The organism is Bacillus sp. BACIII (genome assembly GCF_057836745.1).
The window spans coordinates 1,208,959-1,235,758 of the sequence record NZ_CM174437.1 but is presented as its reverse complement, the minus strand read 5'-3'; the positions used below and the strand labels follow the sequence as shown (position 1 = coordinate 1,235,758).

2 protein-coding genes are annotated in these 26,800 nt (G+C 50.4%); both read left to right on the top strand.

Annotated features, from left to right (window positions below; genetic code table 11):
- The first annotated feature begins 1 nt into the window (after position 1).
- A complete protein-coding gene (locus tag ACXN9U_RS05965; RefSeq protein WP_489202313.1) occupies positions 2-10,507 on the top strand; it encodes a type I polyketide synthase in 10,506 nt (3,501 codons plus the stop codon).
- Positions 10,497-26,792, top strand: coding sequence for a non-ribosomal peptide synthetase (locus ACXN9U_RS05960; RefSeq protein WP_489202312.1), 16,296 nt, complete (start codon positions 10,497-10,499; stop codon positions 26,790-26,792). The genes ACXN9U_RS05965 and ACXN9U_RS05960 overlap by 11 nt, the downstream gene beginning before the upstream one ends.
- Positions 26,793-26,800: the final 8 nt, after the last annotated feature.

Sequence of the window (26,800 nt, the reverse complement as noted above, 5' to 3'; positions counted from 1 at the left end):
AATGATATCGGAAAAAATCAATATTTCACTGGATCATCCTATCATGAAGGGCCATACGGTCTTTGGTGAAGCGGTATTGCCCGGTCTTAGTTATATCGATTTGATTTATCAGGTTTTTCAGGAGCACGGTTATTTATACAATGAGCTCGAACTGAAGCATGTCACGATTTATCAGCCTTTAACCGTCAGTGAAACGGCTGCAATCATTCTGACCATTCAATGTTCTGAAAGCGGAGATGGAAAGTGGCTCATCTCCCTTTCCGGACAGAAACAGCAAGATGACGAGCTGTCAGACAATATACAATATGCGACGGCTGAAATGGTAAAAAGAGACGCAGTCACATTTGACGAAACCATTAATTTCGGCGAGCTGAAGCAGTCAGTCCGATCTCTGGATCTTGATGACATGTATAACCGCTGCCTGGGTCATGACCTGGTCCATTCCGGGATGATGAAATCGAGCGGACGATTGTACGAAACAGAAGACGGCATGCTGGCTGAGCTTTCTTGCGAAGAAGGAAAGGATTTCTTTTTATTCCATCCCGCCCTTTTGGATGCGAGCGGCATCGGGGCGAGCGGTTTGCTTTCTGAAACAAACCGGCTTCACCTGCCTTTATATTATGAATCGTTCAAAGCCGCCGGCAGGCTTCAATCAGAGTGCACGGCGCGTATTGCCGCTTCCGGCGTCCGTCAGGAAAAAGAACTTACAACGATGACAATCGAGTACTTCAGCCGTTCCGGACAGAAGGTGGCTGAGCTTAAAAACATGACGGGAAAAGCGGTTCGGCTCGAAGAAAACGGGTACGCAGCAGGACAGAATAAACAGGATGCAAAAGAGCCGGAAAGCGCAGATGAAAAAGACATCATTCTGTTTTTGAAGAAGCTTTTGGCTGATAAGCTTGGTCAGCCTTGGGAGACGCTGGACGTTCTTGCCGGCTACTACGAGCTCGGGCTGGATTCATCTTCTTTGCTTGAGGTTGTGCAGGATATCAGTAAAAAGGCGGGTGCGGAACTCGCGCCCACTCTTCTCTTTGAATATACGAATATAAAAGAACTGGCAGCCTATCTGAAAAAGACCGTTTCATTTGAATATGCGGAACGTGCAGCCGAATCACCGGGCGTGCCAGAACATCATGAAAACACCGGTGACATTGCGATTATCGGAATGGCCGGCCGCTATCCGAAAGCGAAAAATGTGGCGGAGTTTTGGGAAAACCTAAAGGCGGGCACGGATTGCATCACTGAAGTTCCGAAGTCCCGCTGGGATTGGAAAACATATAAAAACGTAACGTCCCCATCTGGAAAGACCGTATCAAAATGGGGCGGTTTCATCGACGATGCCGACTGCTTCGATCCGCAGTTTTTCAGAATCTCACCGCGTGAGGCGGAAATGATGGACCCGCAGGAACGCCTGTTTTTAGAAACCTGCTGGGAAACGATTGAAGACGCGGGGTATACGCCTGAAACGCTTGGAAATAAAGGGGCGAAACAGCATCCGATCGGCGTTTTTGCAGGAGTGATGCATAAAGATTATTCCTTAATCGGCGCAGAACAATTATCGGAAACGGATCCTTTTCCGGTTTCGCTGAATTATGCGCAGATCGCCAACAGAGTGTCCTATTATTGTGACTTCCACGGGCCGAGCATCGCGGTCGATACCGTTTGTTCCTCATCATTGACCGCCGTTCATCTGGCGATTGAAAGCATCCGCCGCGGCGAATGTGAAGCCGCGCTTGCGGGAGGGGTGAACTTGTCGCTCCACCCGGCGAAATATCTGAGCTACGGAAGCGTCGGCATGCACTCAAGCGACGGCCGCTGCCGCACGTTCGGCGAGGGCGGTGACGGCTATGTTTCCGGAGAAGGAGTCGGTGCGGTATTACTCAAGCCGCTGGAAAAAGCCGAACAGGACGGCGACCGGATTTACGCGGTCATTAAAGGAAGCGCCGTTAATCACGTCGGGAAAGTAAGCGGGATTACCGTCCCGAGCCCTGCTGCACAGGCAGAAGTCATTAAGACATGTCTGAAAAAAGCAGGGATCAGCCCGCGGACCGTCAGTTATGTGGAAGCTCATGGAACGGGCACTTCGTTAGGTGACCCGATTGAAATTGAAGGTCTGTCAAAAGCGTTCAGCGAAGGGACGCAGGATCAGCAATTTTGTTCCATCGGTTCAGTCAAATCAAATATCGGCCATGCAGAATCGGCGGCGGGCATCAGCGGATTAACAAAGGCGGCGCTGCAGCTTCATCACAAAACGCTTGTCAAATCTCTGCATTCAGCGGAATTAAATCCATACGTGAAATTGGAGAAGTCTCCTTTTTACGTACAGCAGCAGACTGCTCTTTGGAAGCAGCCGGCAGCGGAAGAAAACGGAAAAGTCACGTATTATCCGCGCCGGGCCGGGCTCAGTTCCTTCGGGGCATCAGGTTCGAATGCCCATATCATTTTAGAAGAATACATTCAGCCGGAACACAAAGCGCCTGCACCTGAGAACGATGCAGCCAAAATCATCCCGCTGTCCGCAAGAAATAAAGACAGGCTTCTGGCCTATGCGGAAAAAATAGCCGGGTCGCTTTCCGAAAAGACGGTGCTGTCTGAACTGGCTTACACGCTTCAGACAGGACGCGAAGCAATGGAGGAGAGAGCTGTCTTCCTTGCAAATGACACCAGCGAATTGAAGCAAAAGCTGAATGATTTCGTAAAAGGAAATGAAAACATCCCCGGATTTTGGCGCGGACAAGCCGAGATGCCGGAACTGAGCGAACCTGCTCCTGAAACAGATGATCCGATACAGCTTGCAGGTTTATGGGCAGAAGGGAAAACAGTAGATTGGAATAAGCTGTACGATGCGGATAAACCGCGTAAAACAAGCGTTCCGACATATCCGTTTGCAAAAGAGCGCTATTGGATTCCGCAGCAGAAAAAACACGGGAAAAGCCTGTCAGGCACTGTGCTGCATCCGCTTTTACAAGAAAATACGTCAGATTTTTCACAGCAGCGTTTTACTTCTCTTTTTACGGGAGATGAATTTTTCCTGTCTGACCATGTCGTCAACGGTCAAAAAATTCTGCCCGGTGTCGCCTATTTAGAAATGGCCGCAGAGGCGGTGAAAAAGGCCGCGGCTGTGACGGACAAAGGCCATAGCGTCACACTCAGACAGGTCGTTTGGGTCCGGCCGGTCATGATTGAAAACAAACCGAAGGAAATACATATTGCCCTTTATCCAGAAGATAACGGTGAGATTACCTATGAAATATACAGTGAGGCAGAAGTAAACGGCGAAGATCCGGTTATTCACAGCCAAGGTGAAGCGGTCATTACTGCACAGGGCAGTGCTCAGTTAGATATTGAGTCTGTCAAGGCTTCCTGCGATTTAGGGATCGTGACGGAGGAAGAATGTTACAGTGCTTTTGAAAAGATCGGCCTGGATTACGGAGAGGCATACAGGGGCGTACAGCAATTGCTGATCGGGGAAGACCGGTTACTGGCCCGTATTTCACTCCCGGCTTCCGTTCAAGACGATAAAGAGCTGTATACGCTTCACCCGAGTATAATGGACGCCGCTTTTCACGCCTCCGTCGGTCTGCTTGTCCGCTCGATTCATGACGATGCAGACAGTCACGAGCTTTCTTTGCCGTTTGCGATGCAGGAAGTGGAAGTGTTCGGGCCGTGTCCTGAACAGATCTGGTCATATATCCGGTACACAGAAGGCAGCAAAGCAGATGACAACGTAAGAAAATTTGATATTGATATGTGCGATGATGCCGGTACGGTTTATGTTCGAATGAAAGGCGCATCCGTCCGGGCGCTTGAACCAAGCCAAACAGCAGTCGGTAAAACCCCAGAGGCTCCTGTCGGCCATACGATGATGATTCCGGCATGGGAGCCCGCTGCACTTATAAATACCGGGAAAGCGATAACGGCGGATAAGCAGACTGCTGTTTTCGGAGGAACTGACAGAAGCCATGCGCGCATCAAAGAGCATCTGCCGAATGCTTCTTACTATCCAATCAGAAGCACGGATGATATCACATCTCTTACGCACTTGCTTGAAGGACAAAAAGAACTGGAGCAAATCATTTGGCTCGCGCCGCAGGCTGAGAGTGCTGACATCCTTAAGGAACAGGAGCGCAACGTTTTTCATGTGTTCAAGCTGATGAAAGCTTTGCTTGCCTTAGGATACGGAGAGAAACATTTGGACTGGTGCTTCGTCACAGCAAATGCCCAGCCGTTTTCAGATCAGGACAGCGCTGATCCGTCACAAGCAGCGGTCAGCGGACTTGCCGGGACAATGGCGAAAGAATATCCGCATTGGAATATCCGCATGATTGACACAGAGACGGACGGCATCTGGCCGATCGGCGAGGCGCTTTCTCTTTCTGCCGGGAAAAACGGAAGAGTTTGGGCATACCGCAATGAAGAGCTGTATGAGCGGCAGCTGATACCGCTTGACAATATGCCGAAAAACGGCACCCTGTACCAAACAGGCGGGGTTTATGCCGTGATCGGAGGCGCCGGGTATCTCGGTGAGGCATGGAGTGAATATATGATCCGCCGCTACAAAGCGCGCGTCATTTGGATCGGAAGAAGCACGCTGAATGATTCGATACAGGCGAAACTCGACCGGCTCAGCGCATTCGGCCCGGCGCCTGAATATGTTTCCGCCGATGCCGCTGACAGGGCTTCCTTAGAGCGGGCTTATCGGCTCATAAAAGAGCGTCACACAAAAATTAACGGTGTCATCCACTCGGCAATGGATCTGTCTGAGCAAAGCTTAAATAATATGGAGACGGAAGAGTTCAAATCGGTGCTGCGGGCAAAAGCCGATGTAAGTGTGTCCATGGCGGAGGTATTTGGACGGGAGCCGCTTGACTTTGCGCTCTTCTTCTCCTCGCTTGTGGCATTTATCCATAATGTGAAACAAAGCCATTATGCCGCAGGGTGCGCCTTCAGTGACGCATTTGCGAAGGAACTTGCTCAGAAATGGAACTGCCCGGTCAAAGTCATGAATTGGGGCTACTGGGGCAGCAGCGAGGCGGCTGAAGACGGCAATTTTATTCAGCTGATGGATCAGATCGGATTGGGATTGATCGAACCGGACGCAGCGATGGAGGCGCTTGAAACCCTTATGACGCTTCGGGTTGAGCAGGCTGCTTTCATTCATACGACAAAACCTGTCGCAGTAGAGGGTATGAATGAACGAGAAAAGATGTCTGTTTATCCGCCTCAGCCGCTTGTATCCGGACAACAGCTGAAGGTTGCTCCGCCGGGCGCACGTCTTGTAAGAGAGACCGGGCATCAGGAGCTTGATGGTTTTCTGTATCAGCTATTGATCGCCCAGCTAAAAGAGGCGGACTTGCTGACGCCGCAAAGCCTTAAAGCGTATAAGCCTGAACACGGCTATTTTAAAAAATGGCTCAATCAAACGATCGCCTTTCTGCTGGAACACGGCTATCTGGAAGGGGATGCCGATTCATTTACACTGTCAGCCCGCGCTGAAAACACAACCGCCTCGTTATGGCGGAAGTGGGAGCAGGAAAAGGCGGAATGGCTCAATCATGCCGATACAAAAGCGATGACTGTTTTGGCCGAGACGATGCTTAAAGCACTGCCGGACATTCTTCGCAAAAACGTGCCGGCGACAGACATCATGTTCCCGCACTCTTCAATGGAACTCGTTGAAGGAATTTATAAACACAACCAAGTTGCGGATTACTTCAACGGCGCCCTGTCAGATACTTTAACGGCCTATGTGAAAGAAAACATCAGTAAAAATCCAAAAGCCGAGATCCGCATCCTGGAAATCGGAGCGGGCACTGGCGGCACAAGCGCAGGCATATTTGAAAAGCTTAAGCCGTATCAAAACCATATCAAAGAGTACTGTTACACCGATGTATCGAAAGCTTTTCTCGTGCATGCGGAGACAGAATACGGCAAACAGAATCCTTATCTGACTTATAAACTTTTTAATGCAGAAGAACCGCTTTCCGGTCAGGACATAGAGCCGGGCGCATACGACATCGCCGTTGCCGCCAATGTGCTCCACGCGACAAAAGACATACGACAGACGCTGAGAAACGCCAAAGCCGTTTTAAAAGACAACGGTTTGCTGCTCTTAAATGAGATGGCGGGCAACAGCCTGTTCCCGCATATTACTTTCGGTCTGCTTGAAGGCTGGTGGCTGCATGAAGATTCCGGCCTTCGAATTCCGGGATGCCCGGGCTTGTATCCGGAAAGCTGGAAGCGCGTGTTAGAAAGTGAAGGCTGGCATTCTGTCTTCTTCCCGGCAGAAGCGGCACATGAATTAAGCCATCAGATTATAGCGGCAAAAAGCAATGGCATTGTGCGCCAAAAAACGCTTAAAGCTGAGGCCGGAAAACGGACCGCACCGCCAAAAGCGCCCGAACTTCAACCGCGAACAACGGCCGAAAAAAGCACAGCCTTAACAGAAAAAAGCACCGAGTACTTGAAAACGTTAATCGGAGAAACGTTAAAAATTCCGCCGGCTCAAATTGATCCGAAAGCGCCGCTTGAAAAATTCGGAATTGATTCTATCGTCGTCGTACAGCTGACAAATGCGTTACGAAATGTGTTAGACCAAGTCAGCAGTACCTTATTTTTTGAATACCAGACGATTGAGGCTCTCGTCGGCCACTTAATCAAAACGAAAAAAGACGAGATGATCAAACTGACGGGACAAACGCCTGTTCAGGAAGAACCGGCGGCATCAAAACCGCAGGCTGTACAGCCGGCTAAGCCGCTTCGCACTGACTGGCGGCGGAAAGAAAAACAGACAGCCAAAGAGACCGTCCGGCAAAGTTCAGTTCGCGACGTGGCGATTATCGGCGTATCCGGCCGCTACCCGCAGGCCAAAACCGCGGCTGAGCTTTGGGCAAACATTAAAAAAGGAAAAAACTGCATAGAAGAAATCCCGCGGGAGCGCTGGAACTGGCAGGATTACTACGATGAAGAAAAAGGGAAAGAAGGCTCTATTTATACGAAATGGGGCGGCTTCATTGAGGATATGGACAAGTTCGACCCGCTGTTCTTTCAGATTTCTCCTTTGGAAGCGGAGCGAATGGACCCGCAGGAGCGATTATTTTTAGAAACGGCGTATGCGAGTATCGAGGATGCCGGCTATACGCCTGACAACCTGTGCCAAAGCAGAAAAATCGGCGTTTTTGCCGGAGCCATGAACAAAAACTACCCGACAGGCTACGGCTACTGGTCCATTGCCAATAGAGTATCTTACCTTTTTGATTTCCAAGGGCCGAGCATTGCCGTTGATACAGCCTGCTCTTCTTCCTTGACGGCCATTCATCTGGCGCTTGAGAGCCTATACAGCGGTTCAAGCGAATGCGCGATTGCCGGCGGCGTAAACCTTGTAACCGACCCGGTCCATTATATGAATCTGTCAGTCATGAACATGCTTTCTGCAAGCGACACGTGCAAATCGTTCGGAGACCGCGCGGACGGTTTTGTCGACGGAGAAGGGGTTGGCGCGGTCGTATTAAAGCCGCTGGAGCAAGCGATCGCCGACAACGATCACATTTACGGTGTAATTAAAGGAAGCGCCATTAACAGCGGGGGCAAAACGAACGGCTACACCGTTCCGAATCCGAATGCGCAGGCCGCCTTAATAAAAGAAGCTTTCGAAAGGGCAAACGTCCCGGCGCGCACCGTCAGTTATATTGAAGCCCACGGCACGGGGACCGCATTAGGCGATCCGATTGAAATCGCCGGATTAACGAAAGCATTTGAAGAGGATACAACAGACAAACAGTTTTGCGCCATCGGCTCTGCGAAATCAAATATCGGCCATTGTGAAAGCGCCGCAGGCATTGCGGGTCTGACAAAAATATTATTCCAGCTGAAAGACCGCCAAATTGCGCCGTCCCTGCACGCGAAAGAGCTGAATCCGAATATTGAGTTCGCGTATACGCCGTTTGCCGTTCAACAGGAGCTCGGTGAGTGGAAGCGTCCCGTCATCGGCGGAAAAGAGCTTCCGAGAAGGGCCGGGTTAAGCAGCTTCGGCGCGGGGGGAGCAAACGCCCACCTCGTCATAGAAGAATATATGGCAGACAAAGAACCTGATGAGACGCCGGCAGATCAGCCTGCCATCATCGTTCTGTCTGCGAAAAACAGCGAACGGCTCACCGAAAAAGCAAAACAGCTTAGAGACGCCGTCCGTGAAAAAAGATACAGCGGCCGTGACCTTATGAGCATAGCCTATACTCTCCAGACGGGCCGTGTGCCGATGGAAGAGCGCCTGGGCTTTATTGTTCATTCACTGCCTGAACTTGAAGAAAAACTGAATGGATTTATCGCCGGACAAGACAGCGCCGGACTGCACCGCGACAGCACGGAAGAAAACAAACGGATGCTTGCCGTATTTGCGGCCGATGATGACATGGAAACCATCATAGACGCTTGGATCAGCAAACGGAAATATTCTAAGCTGCTTGAGCTTTGGGTAAAAGGATTGGACATCGATTGGGCGAAATTATACGGAGACCGTCCTCCGGTTCGCATCAGCCTGCCTGCTTATCCGTTTGCGAAAGAACGCTTTTGGCATCAGCCGCCTGTACAAAGTAAAACAGCGCCCGTTAAGGCGCCGGCTGATGAAAGTGATCCGGCCGAGCAGTTTGAAGTGATGGCTTTTAGAGAAGTCCTTAAAGAACAGGCTCTGCCTGCTGCCGGAGAAAAGAAAATCAAAACGGTGATTTCTTTCTTAACGGATCAGAAGAAGCAGCAGGAAGCCGTCTCTGTGATCAAATCGTATGACAGTGAAGCTGACGTTATTTTTATCGCTCAGGGAAACCGGTACGAGGGCTTAACAGCCGGCCGCTGCCAAGTGGTGCGGGAAGATCCGCAATCATATGTAGACGCTTTTGCGGACATTCAAAAAGAGTACGGTGAAGCATCTGCCATTTTGTATTTATGGGCGCTTGAAGATAAAAGCTGCATCGAAGATTTTTCATGTATCGTCTATATTCTCAAGGCTATGGCTGAGACCGGTCTGCAGCCGGAAAGACTGTTACTGGCGGGTGAATATGCATCCGGTCTGGAAAAATGCTACTTGGAATCATGGATCGGCTTTGAGCGTTCGCTCGGCATGGTTCTCCCGAAAACGGACATTACCGGCCTCTTCAGAAAAGCCGGCGCAGCCATGACAGACTGGATGGGAACCATTTGGGACGAGCTGAAAGCTGAAACAGACCACACCGTTTTCTTGGAACAAGGGAAACGATATGTCTATCACACTGAACCGACTGGATTGACAAAAGAAAACAGCAGGATCAGAACCGGGGGCACATATCTCATTACGGGCGGATTAGGAGGGCTCGGCTACTTATTTGCCCGCCGCCTCGCCCGGAATTATCAGGCAAATGTCATTCTCACGGGGCGGTCGCCGATCAATGAAGAGAAGAAAGAAAAAATGAAAGAGCTGGAAAATCTCGGCGCGGGTGTTCTTTACGCCGAAGCCGATGTTTGTGATCCGATCGGGATGGGCGACTGCATCAAACGCGCGAAAGAACGATTCGGAGCCATTCACGGCGTCATTCATGCGGCTGGCATCGAAAGCAGAACATCCGTCTTTGAAAATGAAATCGGGAACTTCCGCAATACGCTTGAACCGAAAATAAACGGAAGCCTGCTTCTTGACGAGTGGCTGAAAAACGAAACCTTGGACTTCATCTGCTACTTTTCATCCACATCGGCTGTTTTAGGGGATTTCGGCTGCTGTGATTACGCAGTGGCGAACCGGTTCCAAATGGCGTATGCCCATTATAAAAATGAACAATCAGAAAGCGGAAACGCTTTTGTCATAAACTGGCCGGTCTGGAAAAACGGCGGAATGGCCATCGGCGGTGAAGAGACGACGGGCATGTACCTGAAATCAAGCGGCCAGCGCCTGTTAGAAACAGATGAAGGCATTGAACTGTTTGAGCGCATCATTTCTCAAGACAACACACAGTGCCTTGTCATTGCCGGCAAAAGAAGCCGTGCCGAGCGATTTTTAGGCATCCGGCGGGACGATTCATCAAAAACGGAAGTTCTTTTGGAAACCGTGAGCAGCCGCATCCCGGAAGAAAGCACGGAAAAACGGCTCGAAGCGGATTTGAAAGAGCTGATACACAGTCTGCTGAAAATATCCAAAGATAAGCTCGTCCTGCATAAAAACTGGGCGGAATTCGGATTTGATTCCATCTATTTAGCCAAATTTGCCGCTCTATTGTCGAGCCATTACGGCATTGAAGTCACTCCGGCGTTATTTTACAGCTATGCCACGCTCGGGGACGTTATGAACTACTACCTGACAGAACACAAAGAAACGATCGAAACGTTTTACAGGGCGGAAGAAACCAAAACAGAAGACGCCGCTCCGGAAAGCAAGGAGTATACGGATCAGGAGATCATCGCCATGATGAAACGGGTCTCTGAGGGGACATTGGATTTTAAAAGAGTGCAAGACATCATAGAAGGGAGTAAGACCTATGAATCATAAAGAACTTCTCGATGCCTACAGATCAGGAACGCTCACCATCGCTGAGGTAGAACAAAAGCTTCAGGCTTTCAAGCGGACGACTGCAAAACGTCCGCTTTCCGAAGGCCAGAAAGGTTTGTGGATGCTTCAGAAAATGTTTCCGGAGATGAGCGCATACAACATTCCGTTATGCTTTCGTTTTCAAAAGCTGGATATCGAGACATTCAAAACGGCCCTTTTTTCCGTGCAGCGCCAGCACCCCATTTTGACGAGTGTGATAAAAGAAGACAACGGCCTTCCGTATCAGACAGAAGATACGGGATTGCATTTTCCGATTGAAGAAATAGATCTTTCCGAATTAAGCGGGCGTGACGCTCTTACGTTTATTAAAGAAAAAGCAAAAGAACCGTTCGCGCTTGAAACAGGTCCGCTTTTGCGCGTTCAAGTGTTTCGTCAGGCGAAGCCGATTGTGTTAATCACCATTCACCATATCATCTTTGACGGCGTCTCCCTTATGACGTTTATGTCGGCGCTGCTGGATGCTTATGTAAAAGCAAGCGAAGGCAAAGAACCGGAAATGCTTCAGCAGGCCGCAGATTATCACGACTTTGTGAAATGGGAAAAGGAGCTGCTGGAAAGCGAAAAGGGAAAAATGCATCTCTCTTATTGGAAAAAGCAGCTTGACGGACCGCTTCCGGTGCTTGAGCTTCCGGCGGATTACCCGCGATCATCGGTTCAAACGTGCAGGGGGCAGGCGTATCAGCGCTTGCTTCCTGATGAACTGAACCGGCAGATTAAAGTTTGCGCCCGAAAACATAATGTCAATGAATCCGTTGTGTATCTCGCTATTTTCAAAGGCTTGCTCTATCAATATACGAATCAGGAAGATGTCATCGTCGGCATGCCGACGATGGGGCGTTCTGAGGCTCAATTTGAATCTGTCATCGGCTACTTTATTAATATGATCGCGGTCAGAAGCAGGGAGACGGGCGCCAAATCCTTTAGCGCGTTTTTGAAGGAGCTCCAGCTGACCCTTGCAGAAGGGCTGGACCATGCCGCGTATCCGTTTCCGGCGCTTGTCAAAGAATTGAAGACGGACCGCTCGCCTGCGGTTTCGCCTGTTTTTCAAACCGCGTTTTTCTATCAAAACTTCTTCCAGACAGAAGGAGCGGAAAAGCTTTCGGAACGATATCAATCACTCGGCATTGAAATGATAGAAGACATTCATCAGGAAGGCGAATTTGAGCTTGCGCTTGAAGTCTATAAAAAAGAAACGGGAACCGTCCTGCAATTTCTGTACAACCCGGATGTCTACAGCCCTTCTTTCATCGAACAGATGGCGGAGCATTATATGAAACTGGCAGAAAAGGTGCTTTCTGATCCGGAGATCGCGTTTGATGCCTGCTCCGGCCTGCTCAATCAAAAACGAGACGAAAGCCGTCCATCTCATCTGCCGAATAACCGCTGCATTCATGACGTGTTTGCAGAAAAAGCCGGGCGATACCCTGACAGAGCAGCCGTCACATTCGGTGAGACAAGCCTTACATATCGCGAATTAGATGAACGAAGCACGGCGCTCGCTGTGCATCTGCAAGAAATGGGCGTCACACCGGAATGCCCGGTCGGTATCTGTACGGAGCGTTCTTTTGAGATGGTCATCGGCATCCTCGCCATTTTAAAAGCGGGAGGTGCGTATGTCCCGCTTGACCCGGCTTTTCCAAACGAACGGATGGCACACGTGTTGACTGACAGCGGCGTTTCAATCGTATTAACGCAAGCGAAAACACGCGGCGTGATTGAGCGGTTAACCATCGGCGGCGTGAGCACGGTGGAGATTGAAAACAGCGGACGTCCTGTCAGCGGAGCGAAACTGATGCCGCGTTCAAAACCGCATCATCTCGCTTATATTCTTTATACGTCCGGAAGCACGGGAAAACCGAAAGGCGTCATGGTTGAGCACAGAGCCATCATGAACACACTGCAGTTTTTAGAAGCGGAGTATCCGGTCGCGCATGAGGATGCCTATTTGTTAAAAACGAATTATGTGTTTGACGTTTCAATTTCAGAATTATTCGGCTGGTTTATCGGAAACGGACGGCTTGTCATTTTGCCGCCCGGTGCAGAAAAAAATCCGCAGCTTTGCATGGAATATATCCAGACTCACCAGGTGACGCATCTGAATTTTGCCCCTGCCGTGTTTAATGTATTTTTAGAAACGGTAAAGCGGCATACGGCATTTACAGAAGGCGGTCCTTTGAAATATGTAATGGTGGCCGGAGAGGCGTTTCCGAAAGACTTGGTCAAAAAGTCGGTTTCCATCTTCAAGCATGCCAGAATTGAAAATATATACGGCCCGACGGAAACATCCATTTATGCCGCTTACTACAGCTGCGGTGATAAAGAAATCACAAGCAGAAATACGCCGATCGGAAAACCGATCCAAAACACGCGGCTCTATATCGTCGATGAAAAGCTCAGCCCCGTCCCGGACGGTGTGGCCGGCGAGCTTTGCGTGGCCGGCGCCGGACTGGCCAGAGGCTATTACAATCAGCCTGAGCTGACGGCGGCATCATTTATTGATAATCCGTTTAGTGAAGGTGAAAAGCTTTACAAAACAGGCGATTTGGCCAGATGGCTGCCTGACGGAAATATAGAATATGCCGGCCGTATTGACAGTCAAGTGAAAATCCGCGGCTTCCGCATTGAATTGGGAGCGATTGAAACAAAATTGAGCGAGCATCCGGATATCCTTGATCAGGCGGTTGTTGTGCAGGAAAAGAACGGACATAAAAAGCTGATTGCTTATTATACGGCCCGCTCCGGTCATTCGGCAGATGAAAAAGCGCTCCGCGAACATCTTTTATCGGGTCTGCCGGATTATATGGCGCCTGCCCGTTTTATCCGTCTGGATGCGCTGCCGTTAACACCGAGCGGAAAAGTGAACCGCAAAGACCTGGAACAGCGCAAGGTGATCGTTCACCGGTCTGAAAGGACGGGCAGACTGCCGTTGTCAGAAGCGGAAGCGAAAGTGACCGAAATATGGGAAGACCTTCTGAATACGGCAGGAATCAAAACTGAAGACGGCTTTTTCGATGTGGGGGGCGACTCGCTTCTGGCTGTTGCGGCGGCAGAACGCATTAAACAGGAGCTGGAGTGTGATTTTACCGTTACGGATTTATTCGAACACTCGACGATTCAGGCGATCAGCCGTTTTATTGTTGAAACAAAACAGGCGGATGAACCAGAAACGCCCGGCCAAGATGAGAGAGAAAGGGAACAAACACCGCAAAACGGGATGCCGTCTTACCTTGAAGACAGTGTGGCAATAGTAGGGATTTCCTGTCAGTTTCCCGGTGCGAAAAATCATCATGAGTTCTGGAAGCAGTTAAGAGAAGGAAAGGAAAGCGTCCGTTTCTATTCGGAACAAGAGCTCCGGGAAGCCGGCGTCCCGGAAGATTTGATCGAAAATCCAAACTATGTGCCGGCATTATCGGCGATAGAAGGAAAAGATCTTTTTGATCCTGAATTCTTTCACATTTCTCCGAAAGACGCTGAATTTATGGATCCTCAGCTGCGGCTTCTGCTGCTTCATTCCTGGAAAGCCGTCGAGGATGCGGGATATGTATCCAAAGAGATTCCGAAGACAAGCGTTTATATGTCGGCGAGCAATAATTCGTATCGGTCGCTTTTGCCGGAAAAAACAACAGAAGGCCACGAATCACCTGACGGCTATGTGTCATGGGTGTTAGCGCAGAGCGGCACGATTCCGACGATGGTTTCCCATAAGCTCGGATTAAAAGGGCCAAGCTATTTCGTTCATTCCAATTGCTCGTCATCACTGGTCGGTCTTTATTCAGCCTGCAAAAGCATAACGAGCGGAGAATCAGAATACGCGCTCGTCGGCGGAGCAACTCTGCATGCTTCGACCAGCATCGGCTATGTGCATCAAGCCGGATTGAATTTTTCAAGCGACGGGCATGTCAAGGCATTTGACGCTTCAGCCGACGGTATGGCGGGCGGAGAAGGAGCGGCCGTCATTCTGCTGAAAAAGGCGTCACAAGCCGTACAGGACGGTGATCACATATACGCCGTGCTCAGAGGCATCGGTCTGAACAATGACGGAGCGGATAAAGTCGGTTTTTACGCACCGAGTGTAAAAGGCCAGACGGACGTTATCCAGCATGTTTTAGACAGCACGGGCGTTCACCCGGAGACCATTTCTTACATTGAAGCGCACGGCACAGGAACGACGCTGGGTGACCCGATTGAAATGTCTGCTTTGCAGCAAGTGTATAAACGTTACACGGATCGGGAGCAGTATTGCGGGATCGGCTCCGTAAAAACAAATATCGGCCATCTGGATACAGCAGCGGGCCTTGCCGGATGTATTAAAGTTGCGTTGAGTTTATATCATCAGGAGCTGGCGCCTACCCTTAATTACACATCACCGAATCCGAATATCACATTCAGCGGTTCGCCGTTTTATGTGGCGGACAAGAGAAAACCGCTTCCGGAGAGAGACACGCCGCACCGCGCAGCGTTAAGCTCATTCGGACTCGGAGGAACAAACGCACACGCCATTTTTGAACAGTATGAAAACAAAACGATCAGCGGATCAAATGACGGACAGCAGCCTTATATCGTTCCGCTCTCAGCGAGAAATCACGAGCGTCTGACTGCCTATGCGTCTTGTCTTTCTGACTTTCTGAATGACGCCGAAAACGATGTATCCTTGCATGATCTGGCATTTACGTATCAGACCGGACGTGAAGCGATGGAAGAGAGAGCCGTTTTTATCAGTCATGATCGTCACGATTTGAAGCGGCAGCTGCAGGATTTCATCAATGGCAATGACCAAAACATCTTACGGGGCGAAAAGGTGAGAAATAAAGAAGCGTCATCTCAGGAGCTGGATGAGATTGCGGCATGTCAGACACGGGATGAAAAGCTGAAAGCACTTGCGGCGCTTTGGATAGAAGGAGTGCGTGTCGATTGGGGTTTATTGTATGAGGATTCCGCGCCGCAAAAAATCAGTGCGCCGACCTACCCGTTCGCAGAGGAGCGCTTCTGGCCGGAAGAAACCGTGAAGCAAACAGATGCGAAGCTTTTGCATCCGCTGGTACATCAGAATACATCTGTTTTGCAGGAGCAGCGATTCAGTTCGGAATTCACGGGAAAAGAGTATTTTATTGCCGAGCATATCATTAAAGGAATGGCGATCGTGCCGGCTGCCGTCACCCTTGAGATGGCACGGGCCGCGGCGGAGAGAAGCATCGGCGGGGTAACAGACGAATCTCTGGGCCTGCGTTTAAAGAATATCGTATGGGTCCGCCCGGTGATAGCCGATCAGGAGGCTGTCCGTGTTCATATCGGACTTTATGAAGAAGAAGACGGGCAGATTCAATACAGAATGTACGGCGGGAATGATTCAAGCGGTGAAGCAGACCTTCTTTATAATCAGGGCATCGCTGAAATCATCCGGAAAGAACCGGAAGAAACAGCGGATCTTGATGAGCTGAAGCGCCGATGCACGCAGGGAACAATCGAATCTCAAGCGTTTTACAAAGGAATGATCGGAGCTGATTACGGGCCGGGCTACAAAGGTGTCCAGCTTGTATACAAAGGCGAAGACCGGATGCTTGCTAAATTGAAGCTTCCTGAATCCGTCTCTCATACAAAAGCTGATTATATCCTTCATCCGAGTATGATGGATGGTGCGCTTCAGGCCGCCGAATATTTGCAGAACGTGACAAGAGCGCAACTTGCAGAAAGCGGAGAACCATTCAAAGCCGCATTGCCGTTTGCTTTAGAGGAGCTGGATGTTCTGAAGCCATGCGCTGATGACATGTGGGTGCACGTCACATTCAGCGCGAACAATAAAGCCGGCGATCCTATTCAAAAAGCCGATATTGATTTATATGACCATAACGGCGTGCTTTGTGTGCGGATGAGAGGTTTCTCAACCCGGATCATGGAAGAAAACGCGGGTGCCGGCGTTTCGGTCAGCCGTACCGAGATATTGCTGGCTGAACCGGTCTGGAAAGAGCAGCCGGAACCGGCGGACCGCGAGCCGTCGTATGAACAGCATATCATTTTCCTCTGTGAGTACGATGAGGCCGTTAAACAAGCCGTCGAATCAAAGCTTGAACATGCAAGCGTCTTGATCTTGGACGAGCGTCCCGCATCCATTGCAGAGCGGTATCATTCTTATGCGGGCCAGCTGTTTGCCCGTATGAAAACCATCATGAAAAATAAGCCGAAAGGCCGCATCCTTCTTCAGGCTGTCACGCGGTCAGCGGGCTTACAGCAGGTGTTCTCAGGCATTACCGGTCTTTTCAAAACGGCATGTCTTGAACAATCCAAGCTGATCTGCCAAATGATAGAAGCCGATGAGAAAGAAAGTGCTGAAGGTATCGCGGAAAAAGCGGCGGAAAACCGCAGGCATGCCGAAAGCGTCCATGTGAAATATGAAAACGGCAAGCGCTTTGCCGCTGATTGGAAAGAGCTGGACATTTCTGAAGCGGGGCCTGACATTCCGTGGAAAGATGAAGGCGTTTATCTCATTACAGGAGGTGCGGGAGGTTTAGGTCTGATCTTTGCAAAAGAGATCGCAACCCGCACAAAAGGCGCCGGCATCATATTAACCGGCCGATCCGCTCTCGGAGAAAAGCAGAAAGACATGATGGAAACAGTGCGTGCTGCCGGTGCATCTGTCTTTTACGAGCAGACCGATGTCACAGATGAAGCAGAAGTATACCGTCTCATCCGCAATATCCGCAAACGGCACGGCAAGCTGGACGGGATTGTACACAGTGCCGGTGTTATTAAAGACAACTACATGGTGAAGAAGACGGCGGAGGAATACCAAGACGTTCTCGCTCCGAAAGTGAAGGGTCTTGTCTATCTTGATGAAGCGTCACAGCACGAGAAATTAGATGTCTTTATTGTCTTTTCCTCCTTATCGGGTGTGCTTGGAAGCGTCGGGCAAGCTGACTATGCGTCCGCAAACGTCTTTATGGAGATGTATGCCGAGTACCGCCGTTCTTTGCAAGCCGCAGGACAAAGATACGGAAAGACGCTTTCTGTCAGTTGGCCGTTATGGAAAGAAGGCGGAATGCAGGCAGGAAAGCAGACAGAAGATATGCTGATGCAGGAGGCGGGAATCGCACCGCTCGGCACAGAAGCCGGCATCAAGGCCTTATATCAAGGCTTGATGAGCGGGACAGCCCGGATGACGGTTCTTGAAGGAGATGTGAAAACCATGAAAGAAAAGCTGTTCCGCAAAGAAGATGAACGTCCGGAAGCAGAGACCCGCTTACGTCATGACATTGATGCTGACAGCCTGCTTGAAAAAGTGAAGCATCTGTTAAAACAGCAGACGGCCTCACTGTTAAAAGTGAAGCTTGACAACATTGATCCTCATGAAGAAATGACAAAATACGGGCTTGACTCAATTTCGATGACCGAGTTTACAAACCGGTTAAACAAAACGTACCGGCTCACGTTAACACCGACGATTTTCTTTGATCATCCGACGATCCATGAATTCGCTGTTCATTTAATCGGTGAATATGAAGAGGAATTCGCGGGACGTTTTGCGGTAAATACAAAAACGGTCCAATCACAAAGACCGGTAAAAGAGGCTCAAAACACACGCCCGTCCGTTAAGCGCCGCCGCACTCTGCCTGAGACACTGCCGCAGACAGTGCAGCGGAACCAAAAGCCGGAGCCGATCGCAATCGTAGGCATCAGCGGGATTTTCCCGATGGCCGAAGACATTGAAGCTTACTGGCAGAACCTGAAAGAAGGCAAAGACTGCATGACCGAGATTCCGAAAGACCGCTGGGACTGGCGGGACTACTACGGGGATCCTGCAAAAGAAGCCAATAAAACAAACGTCATCCAGGGCGGATTTATTGACGGAATTGCAGAGTTTGATCCGTTATTTTTCGGAATCTCGCCCCGGGAAGCGGAACAGATGGACCCTCAGCAGCGTCTCTTGCTGACGTATGCGTGGAAAGCGATTGAAGATGCCGGATATGCATCAAAGAGTCTCTCAGGCACAAAAACAGGTGTGTTTATCGGGACTGGAAATACCGGTTACGGATCTCTTTTAGCCAACGCCGATGCGACGATTGAAGGGTCGTCCGCAGCCAATACAAGCCCGTCTGTCGGACCGAACCGTGTCAGCTATACGCTCAATCTGCACGGACCGAGCGAACCGATTGATACGGCATGCTCAAGCTCACTCGTTGCCATACACCATGCCGTTTCTTCAATTGAAGAAGGGACGTGCGACATGGCTTTGGCGGGAGGAATCAACACGATCATTCTTCCGGATGTGTATATCAGCTTTGACAAAGCGGGCGCGCTGAGTAAAGAAGGGCGATGTAAAACATTCTCCGATCAGGCTGACGGTTTTGCCCACGGGGAAGGAGCCGGGCTCTTTTTCCTCAAAAAACTAAAAGCGGCTGAGGCGGATGGAGACCATATTTACGGCGTCATTAAAGGAAGCGCGGTGAATCACGGCGGCCGCGCGGCATCTTTAACAACGCCTAACCCGAAACAGCAGGCGGAAGTCATTAAAGCCGCATACAAAAAAGCGGGCATTGATCCGAAAACGGTCTCTTATATCGAAGCGCACGGCACGGGAACAGAACTTGGAGATCCCGTTGAAATTAACGGTCTGAAGCAAGCATTCAGCTCATTTACAGACGGAAAAGAGAAAGCGTCCGGCTATTGCGGCTTAGGCTCAGTCAAAACGAATATCGGCCATTTATCCCTTGCGGCGGGAGCAGCGGGAATCATTAAAATCTTGCTGCAGATGAAGCATCGGACATTGGTAAAAAGTCTTCATTGTGAGACGGTAAATCCGTACATTCAGCTTGAAGACAGCCCGTTTTATCTGGTGCGGGAAACGATGGAATGGAAGACGCAGACGGACGAACACGGAAACGGCGAGCCGCGCCGCGCGGGCATCAGCTCATTCGGCATCGGAGGGGTAAACGCCCACGTCGTCATCGAAGAATACATTCCGCAAGAAAAAGCGGAAGCAGATGATTCGCATATCAACCCATGTCTTTTCGTTCTATCCGCTAGAAATGAAAAACGCCTGAAAGAACAGGCCGAACAGCTGAAACGTGCGCTTACTGAAAAACGATACGATCAATCCAGCCTCGTTTCTATGGCTTATACCCTCCAAATCGGAAGGGATGCCATGGAAGAACGTCTGGCGGTCATTGCCGGATCTGCAGAAGAACTGCAGGAAAAACTGTCACAGTTTATCACCGGGGATAAGAACGCGGACTTGTACAGAGGAAGAATAGACAAAGGCACGCTGCAAATGCTGACGGAAGATGAAGACATTCAAGAAGCCGTTGAAAAATGGATGGCACGCGGCAAATACGCGAAGCTGCTTGAATTATGGGTCAAAGGGCTGAACGTCAATTGGGCGAAGCTGTACGGAGACCGGCCGCCTAAGAGGATAAGCCTGCCGACATACCCGTTTGCAAAAGACCGCTATTGGGCGGAAAATCGTACCGGAAAACATGAAAAAACAGCCATTGTTTCAGCCGGAAAACAAGACGTGCTGCATCCGCTTCTGCACAGAAATACATCAAACCTTGCCGAACAGCGGTTCAGCTCAATCTACACCGGGGAAGAATTTTACCTTGCGGACCATGTTGTACAAGGCGTGCCGATTTTACCGGGAGTGGCACATCTTGAAATGGCGCGCGCAGCAATGGAACAGGCATCTGAAGTGCCGGCCGGACAAGGAAGCATCAAACTTAAGAATACGGTTTGGGTGCGGCCGATCACCATTGAAGACGAGCCGGTCCATGTCAACATCCGCCTCGTTCCCGATACTGCAAACAATGTTCAATTTGACATTTACAGCGGCCGGGAAACAGATCAGCCGTCCGTTTACAGTCAAGGTTCAGTATCAATCCGCCCTGACGCCAAGGCACCGGTCATTGATCTGCAAAAGCTGAGATCACGATCCGCTGAGGCACCGTTTTCTGCAGACGAAGTGTACGATATGTACCGCAAAATCGGTTTTGATTACGGCCCGGCTTTTCGGGGTGTCAAAGCGATTTATACAGGTGCCGATTTCGTACTGGGCAGACTGTCGCTTGATCCGGCTTGTTCAGACACGGTACGGCAGTATGTCATGCATCCGGGCTTAATGGACTCTGCATTGCAGGCATCAAGCATATTAACCGGAACAAATGATGAAAAGCTGATGCTTCCGTTTGCGGTTCAGGAGCTCGAAGTATTCAGCGCATGCGCTGCCGAGATGTGGGTTTACGCCAGACTTTCCGAAGACCACAAAGCCGGCCAGGTTGAAAAACGCGATCTTGATATTTGTGATGAAAACGGCAAGGTTTGTGTAAGGCTGAAAGGTTTGTCATTCAGAATGGCTGAAAAAGAACCTGAGAAAAAAGAAAAAGCTCCGGAAACGCTCATGCTTGAGCCGGTATGGACCCGAAGCGATGAAACTGCTTTTCAAACGGAACCGGTTTTTGCCCGGCATATCGTGATACTTTGTGACACAGACGCCGGATTGAAACAAGCCGCTGAAGCTGCGGGGGCCGAATGCATTGAACTGACCTCCCCGCACGGGAAAGCTGCGGCGCGCTTCCGTGATTATACAGGACGGATATTGGAGACACTGCAAAAACTGCTGAAGGAAGAGACGGAAGGAGACGTCCTCATCCAGACGGTTCTCTCTAAAACAGATAAGCATCAGCTGCTCTCAGGGATTTCAGGTCTGTTAAAAACAGCCGGTCTGGAACATCAAAAACTGAAAACCCAGCTGATTGAAATAGAACCGGCAGAAAACGGCAGAATCAAAGACATCATCCGGGAAAATAAAACACGGGCTGATGACAGCCATGTCAAATATGAAAACGGCATCCGATACAGCGCAGATGTCAAAGAAACGGCCGTCTCCGGCAATAAAATACGTATTCCGTGGAATGACGGAGGCATTTATCTTATTACCGGAGGAGCCGGGGGCTTAGGCTTTATTTTCGCAAAAGAAATCGCCCGCAAAGTCAAAGAGCCGACACTCGTTCTGACAGGCCGTTCCGCATTAAGCGAGAATCAGCGGAAGCAGCTGCAATCGCTTGAATCACTCGGAGCAAAAGCGGAATACAGACAGGCTGATGTGACAAACGTTCAAACTGCGGCAGAGCTGGTCAATACAATTGAAACGGAATACGGCGGCCTTCACGGCATCATTCACAGCGCGGGTGTGATGAAAGATCAGTATATCGCAAAGAAAACAACCGAAGAGTTTTACAGTGTATTGGCGCCTAAAACCGACGGATTTGTCAACCTTGATGAAGCAACCGAGCATTTAGCGCTGGACTTTTTCATCGTTTTCTCATCTATATCCGGTGTCACCGGGAATGCGGGACAGGCGGATTATGCGGCGGCAAACGCATTTATGGACAGCTATGCGGCATACCGCAACGCGCTGGTTGCGGCAATGTACCGCCACGGGCATACATTGTCGGTCAATTGGCCGCTTTGGAAAGACGGCGGAATGCAAGTCAATGAAGAAATGGCAAAGCTCACCGAAAAAAGAACCGGTGTCGTGCCGATGCGCACTGAAACCGGAATAGAAGCTCTTTACAACGCATGGAGCACGGGGAAAACAAGCGTGCTCGTCATGGAAGGAAACCGCGCCGTAATGCGGGAAAAACTGCTTCAGAAGACGCCTGCAGCCGCTTTTGCACCGGTTAAGAAAACGGAGGAAACGCCTGCACCGAAGGACTTGACGGCGAAAATTCAGGAATTGCTGGCAAAAGAGGTTTCCGCACTTCTGAAAATAAACATTGATGAAATCGATATTGAATTGGAGTTCAACCAATACGGATTTGATTCCATTACGCTGACGGAATTCGCCAACAAGCTGAATGACACTTATGAGCTTGATTTGACACCGACCGTATTTTTTGAATATGCGACGATTCAAGCCTTGGCACATCATCTGGCCGAAGACTATCACACACAATTTGCCGGCAGCACACAGCCGAAAGAAGAGAAACAAAGCCGCATAACAGATGACGGCAGCTTGAGACTGACAGGGAACAAGCGCTTTGCAAAAACTGCCGTACAGCCTGTTCAGACTGCGGTTGAACATAAACCGGAACCGATTGCCATTGTCGGTATGAGCGGAGTGTTTCCGAAGGCCGCAAATATAGACGAATATTGGCGCAACTTAGAAGAGGGAAAAGATTGCATAACAGAGGTGCCGGCGGATCGCTGGGACTGGCGGGAGTATTACGGCGACCCGCTTAATGAAGCCAACAAAACAAATGTAAAGTGGGGCGGATTTATTGACGGAGTTGCGGATTTTGATCCGCTGTTCTTCGGAATTTCGCCGCTGGAAGCCGAACAAATGGACCCGCAGCAGCGCTTGTTAATGATGTATGCGTGGAAAGCGATTGAAGATGCGGGATATTCCGCTAAAAGCCTTTCCGGCACGAAAACAGGCCTGTACATCGGCACGGGAAATACCGGATACGGCTCACTGTTTTCCGACTTGGATATCGGCGGTGCGTCAGCCGCAAATATGAGTCCGTCAGCGGGACCGAACCGTGTCAGCTATATGCTCAATCTGCACGGGCCGAGTGAACCGATCGACACGGCTTGCTCCAGCTCGCTGGTCGCGATTCATCACGCGGTGTGCGCCATTGAAAACGGGAACTGCGACATGGCGATCGCCGGCGGCGTGAATACCGTCGTCACACCGCAGGGCCACATCGCTTATGACAAAGCCGGCGCGCTGAGCAAAGAAGGGAAATGCAAAACATTCTCCGACAGGGCGGACGGATTTGCCGTCAGTGAAGGTGCCGGAATTCTGTTTTTGAAAAAGCTGTCAGAAGCAGAAAAAGCGGGCGATCATATCTATGGCGTCATTAAAGGCAGCGCGGTCAATCACGGCGGACGCGCGAACTCCTTGACGACACCGAATCCGAAAGCCCAGGCGGAAGTCGTCAGAACGGCTTATGACAAAGCAGGCATTGATCCGAGAACCGTCACTTATATTGAAGCGCACGGAACCGGAACGGAGCTTGGCGATCCGGTCGAAATTAACGGACTGAAATCGGCCTTTCAAAAGCTGTACGAAAAAACCGGCGATCCCGCCGTTTACGCGAGTCACTGCGGTCTGGGCTCGGCAAAAACCAATATCGGCCATTTGTCGCTTGCAGCCGGTGTCGCGGGTGTGATCAAAGTGCTGATGCAGATGAAGCATAAAACACTTGCAAAAAGCCTCCATAGCGAGGTCATCAACCCGTATATCAAACTGAAAGACAGCCCGTTTTACATCGTACAGGAAAAAAGAGAATGGACGGCATTGAAAGACGAAAACGGCAACGATCTGCCGCGCCGTGCGGGAATCAGTTCTTTCGGCATCGGCGGCGTAAACGCACATGTCGTCATTGAAGAATATATCCCGAGGGAAGAAAGGAAAACAGCCATTTTCACACACCCTCAAATCTTTGTGCTGTCGGCCAAAGAAGAAGACCGTCTGCAGGAACAGGCACACCAGCTGGCACAAGCTTCTTTTACGGATGAGGATCTTACGGGTATTGCTTACACGCTTCAGCAGGGGCGTGATGCCATGGAAGAGAGAGCGGCCGTTATCGCTTCCTCCGCGGAAGAACTGCGGGACAAGCTAAAGAGCTGTGCAAAAGGGAATTATGACGCAGCGGGCATCTATAAAGGGAAAGCGGGTAAAGCCGCGCTGAAATCCATTATGGCAGGCGCAAACGGCGAAGCGGATACAGAAGAACTGATCAGCCGCCGAGAGAATGACAAGCTTGCCGAATTATGGGTGCAGGGTGCCGATATCAAATGGGACGGCCTGTATGCTGATATCAAGCCCCAACGGATGAGTCTTCCTGCTTATCCGTTTGCGAAAGAGCGCTATTGGATCACAGACAACCGGCCGAAAGCAGAGAAACCGCAAGCTGTGCCGACGGCCAAGGTGCTGCATCCGCTGCTCCACGAAAACGTATCGGATTTAACAGAACAGCGGTTCCGATCTGAATTTACGGGGCAGGAGACGATTTTCACCGATCATCTGATTAAAGGCAAACCGGTCATGCCGGGCGTCGCCTACTTGGAAATGGCTCGGGCTGCAGTTGCTCAGGCGGTCAAAGGGCAAAAAGAACGTCCGTCTGTCATCCGTCTGAAAAACATCGGCTGGGTTCGGCCGATTGAAGCGGGAAGCCGCCCGATTGAAACGCAGATCAGCCTCGTTCCAAGGGAAAACGGTGAAATCGTGTATGACATTTACACGGCTTCACAAACAGAAGCAAGCGGCAGGCAAATACACTGTCAGGGGGCTGCCGGCATTCTCGGCGCCGTTGAGACTCCGCATCGTGATATAGGCGCACTGAAAGCTCAATGCAGCCGCAGCATGCTGACTTCTGAGCAGTGTTACGGCTTATTCAGCAAAATTGGCATTGACTACGGTCCCGGACAACAAGGAATCAAGCAGATTCACATCGGAAGCAATCAAGCATTGGCTGAGCTCCGGCTGCCTTCTTTCCTCGAAGAAACGGCAGATCAATACGTTCTTCACCCGTGTATGCTTGATTCAGCTTTGCAAGCGACAATCGGACTGAAGCTGCACGCAGATGATAACCAGCTGTCACTGCCGTTCGCTCTTGAGGAACTGGACATTTTCAGTCCGTGCACGACAAGCATGTGGGCGTATGTCAGCTCCCGGGGAACGGACGAGAAAATACAGCGGCTGGACATTGACTTATGCGATGAGACAGGCCGGGTCTGTGTCAGGATTAAAGGGATTTCTTCCAGAGTGATGGAAGGCTCTGCGCCGGAAACATCATTAAATGGAGCAAACCTTCTGGCTCCGGTATGGGATCTTGCGGAATTCAGTGACCGAAGCCCGGCATATAAGACGGAAGAGGTTGTCTTTATCGCGGGGGATGAGGAGAGCGCAGCTTTTCAATTGCATCATCCTTATGCGAAAAGGCTTCATATCACTCCGGAGGATGAAATAGAGGCTGTTGCAGCAAAAATGAAAGCAAGCGGGCCATTCGGCCATATCGTATGGATCGCCCCTGTTCACAGCGCTGCTGACATGGTGAAAGCTCAGGATACGGGCGTCATCCAGATGTACAGAGTGATCAAGGCCATGCTTGCTTTAGGATATGGAGGCAAGCGAATCAGCCTGACTGCAGTCACCATAAAAACACAGTCCGTACAGCCGGGGGACATCATTGATCCGGCTCACGCAGGCCTTCACGGTTTAATCGGCTCGCTCGCAAAAGAGTATCCGAACTGGCAGACAAGGCTGATTGATGCCGGATGTCCGGAAGATGTTTCAAAGGCGGAGCTGTTCTCGGCGCCGTTCGATGAGCAAGGCAATACTTTGGCGTACCGGAACAATCTCTGGTACAAACAGCGCCTCATTCCTGTACAGCAGCCGGTGTCAAGCCGGCCCGCTTACCAAAAAGGCGGCGTCTATGTCGTCATCGGCGGCGCCGGAGGCATCGGCGAGGCATGGAGTGAATATGCCGTAAAAACGTATCAGGCACACGTCGTTTGGATCGGCAGACGAAAGCATAACGGCCCCATCCAGGAAAAAATCGACAGACTCAGCCAGTTCGGTCCGGCGCCGATTTATATTGAAGCAGACGCGGCAGATCAGGATGAACTCACACGGGCGTATGAAACGATCAAACGCACGTACCCGCAAATTAACGGAATCATCCATTCCGCAATCGTTTTAGAGGATCAGAGCCTGGCAAATATGCCGGAAAGCCGTTTTAAAAGCGTGCTCGCTGCAAAGGTTAATGTCAGCGTGAATATGGCCCATGTTTTCCGAAATGAGCCGCTGGACTTTGCTTTGTTCTTCTCGTCTGTACAATCATTTGCACGAGCGGCCGGACAAAGCAATTACGCCGCCGGATGCAGTTTCAAAGATGCCTTTGCCGCTCATTTGGCTCAAACGCGGCCGTATAAGGCGGCGGTGATGAATTGGAGCTACTGGGGCAGTGTCGGAATCGTCTCATCTGCCGATTATCAAGAACGGATGAAACAGGCGGGAGTCGGATCAATTGAAGCGCCGGAAGCAATGGCGGCGCTTGAACGATTGCTCGGCGGCCCGTTGAACCAGTTCGTCATGATGAAACAGGCGGAAGAGCCTTTGGGAAAACCGGAAGAAATGATAGAAGTATACCCGGAACATCACGGCTCGGCGATGCAAAAACTGCGAAGCTATCAGCCTAAAGTAACTAGACGTGAACAACAATTGAGTTAAGGAGGGGA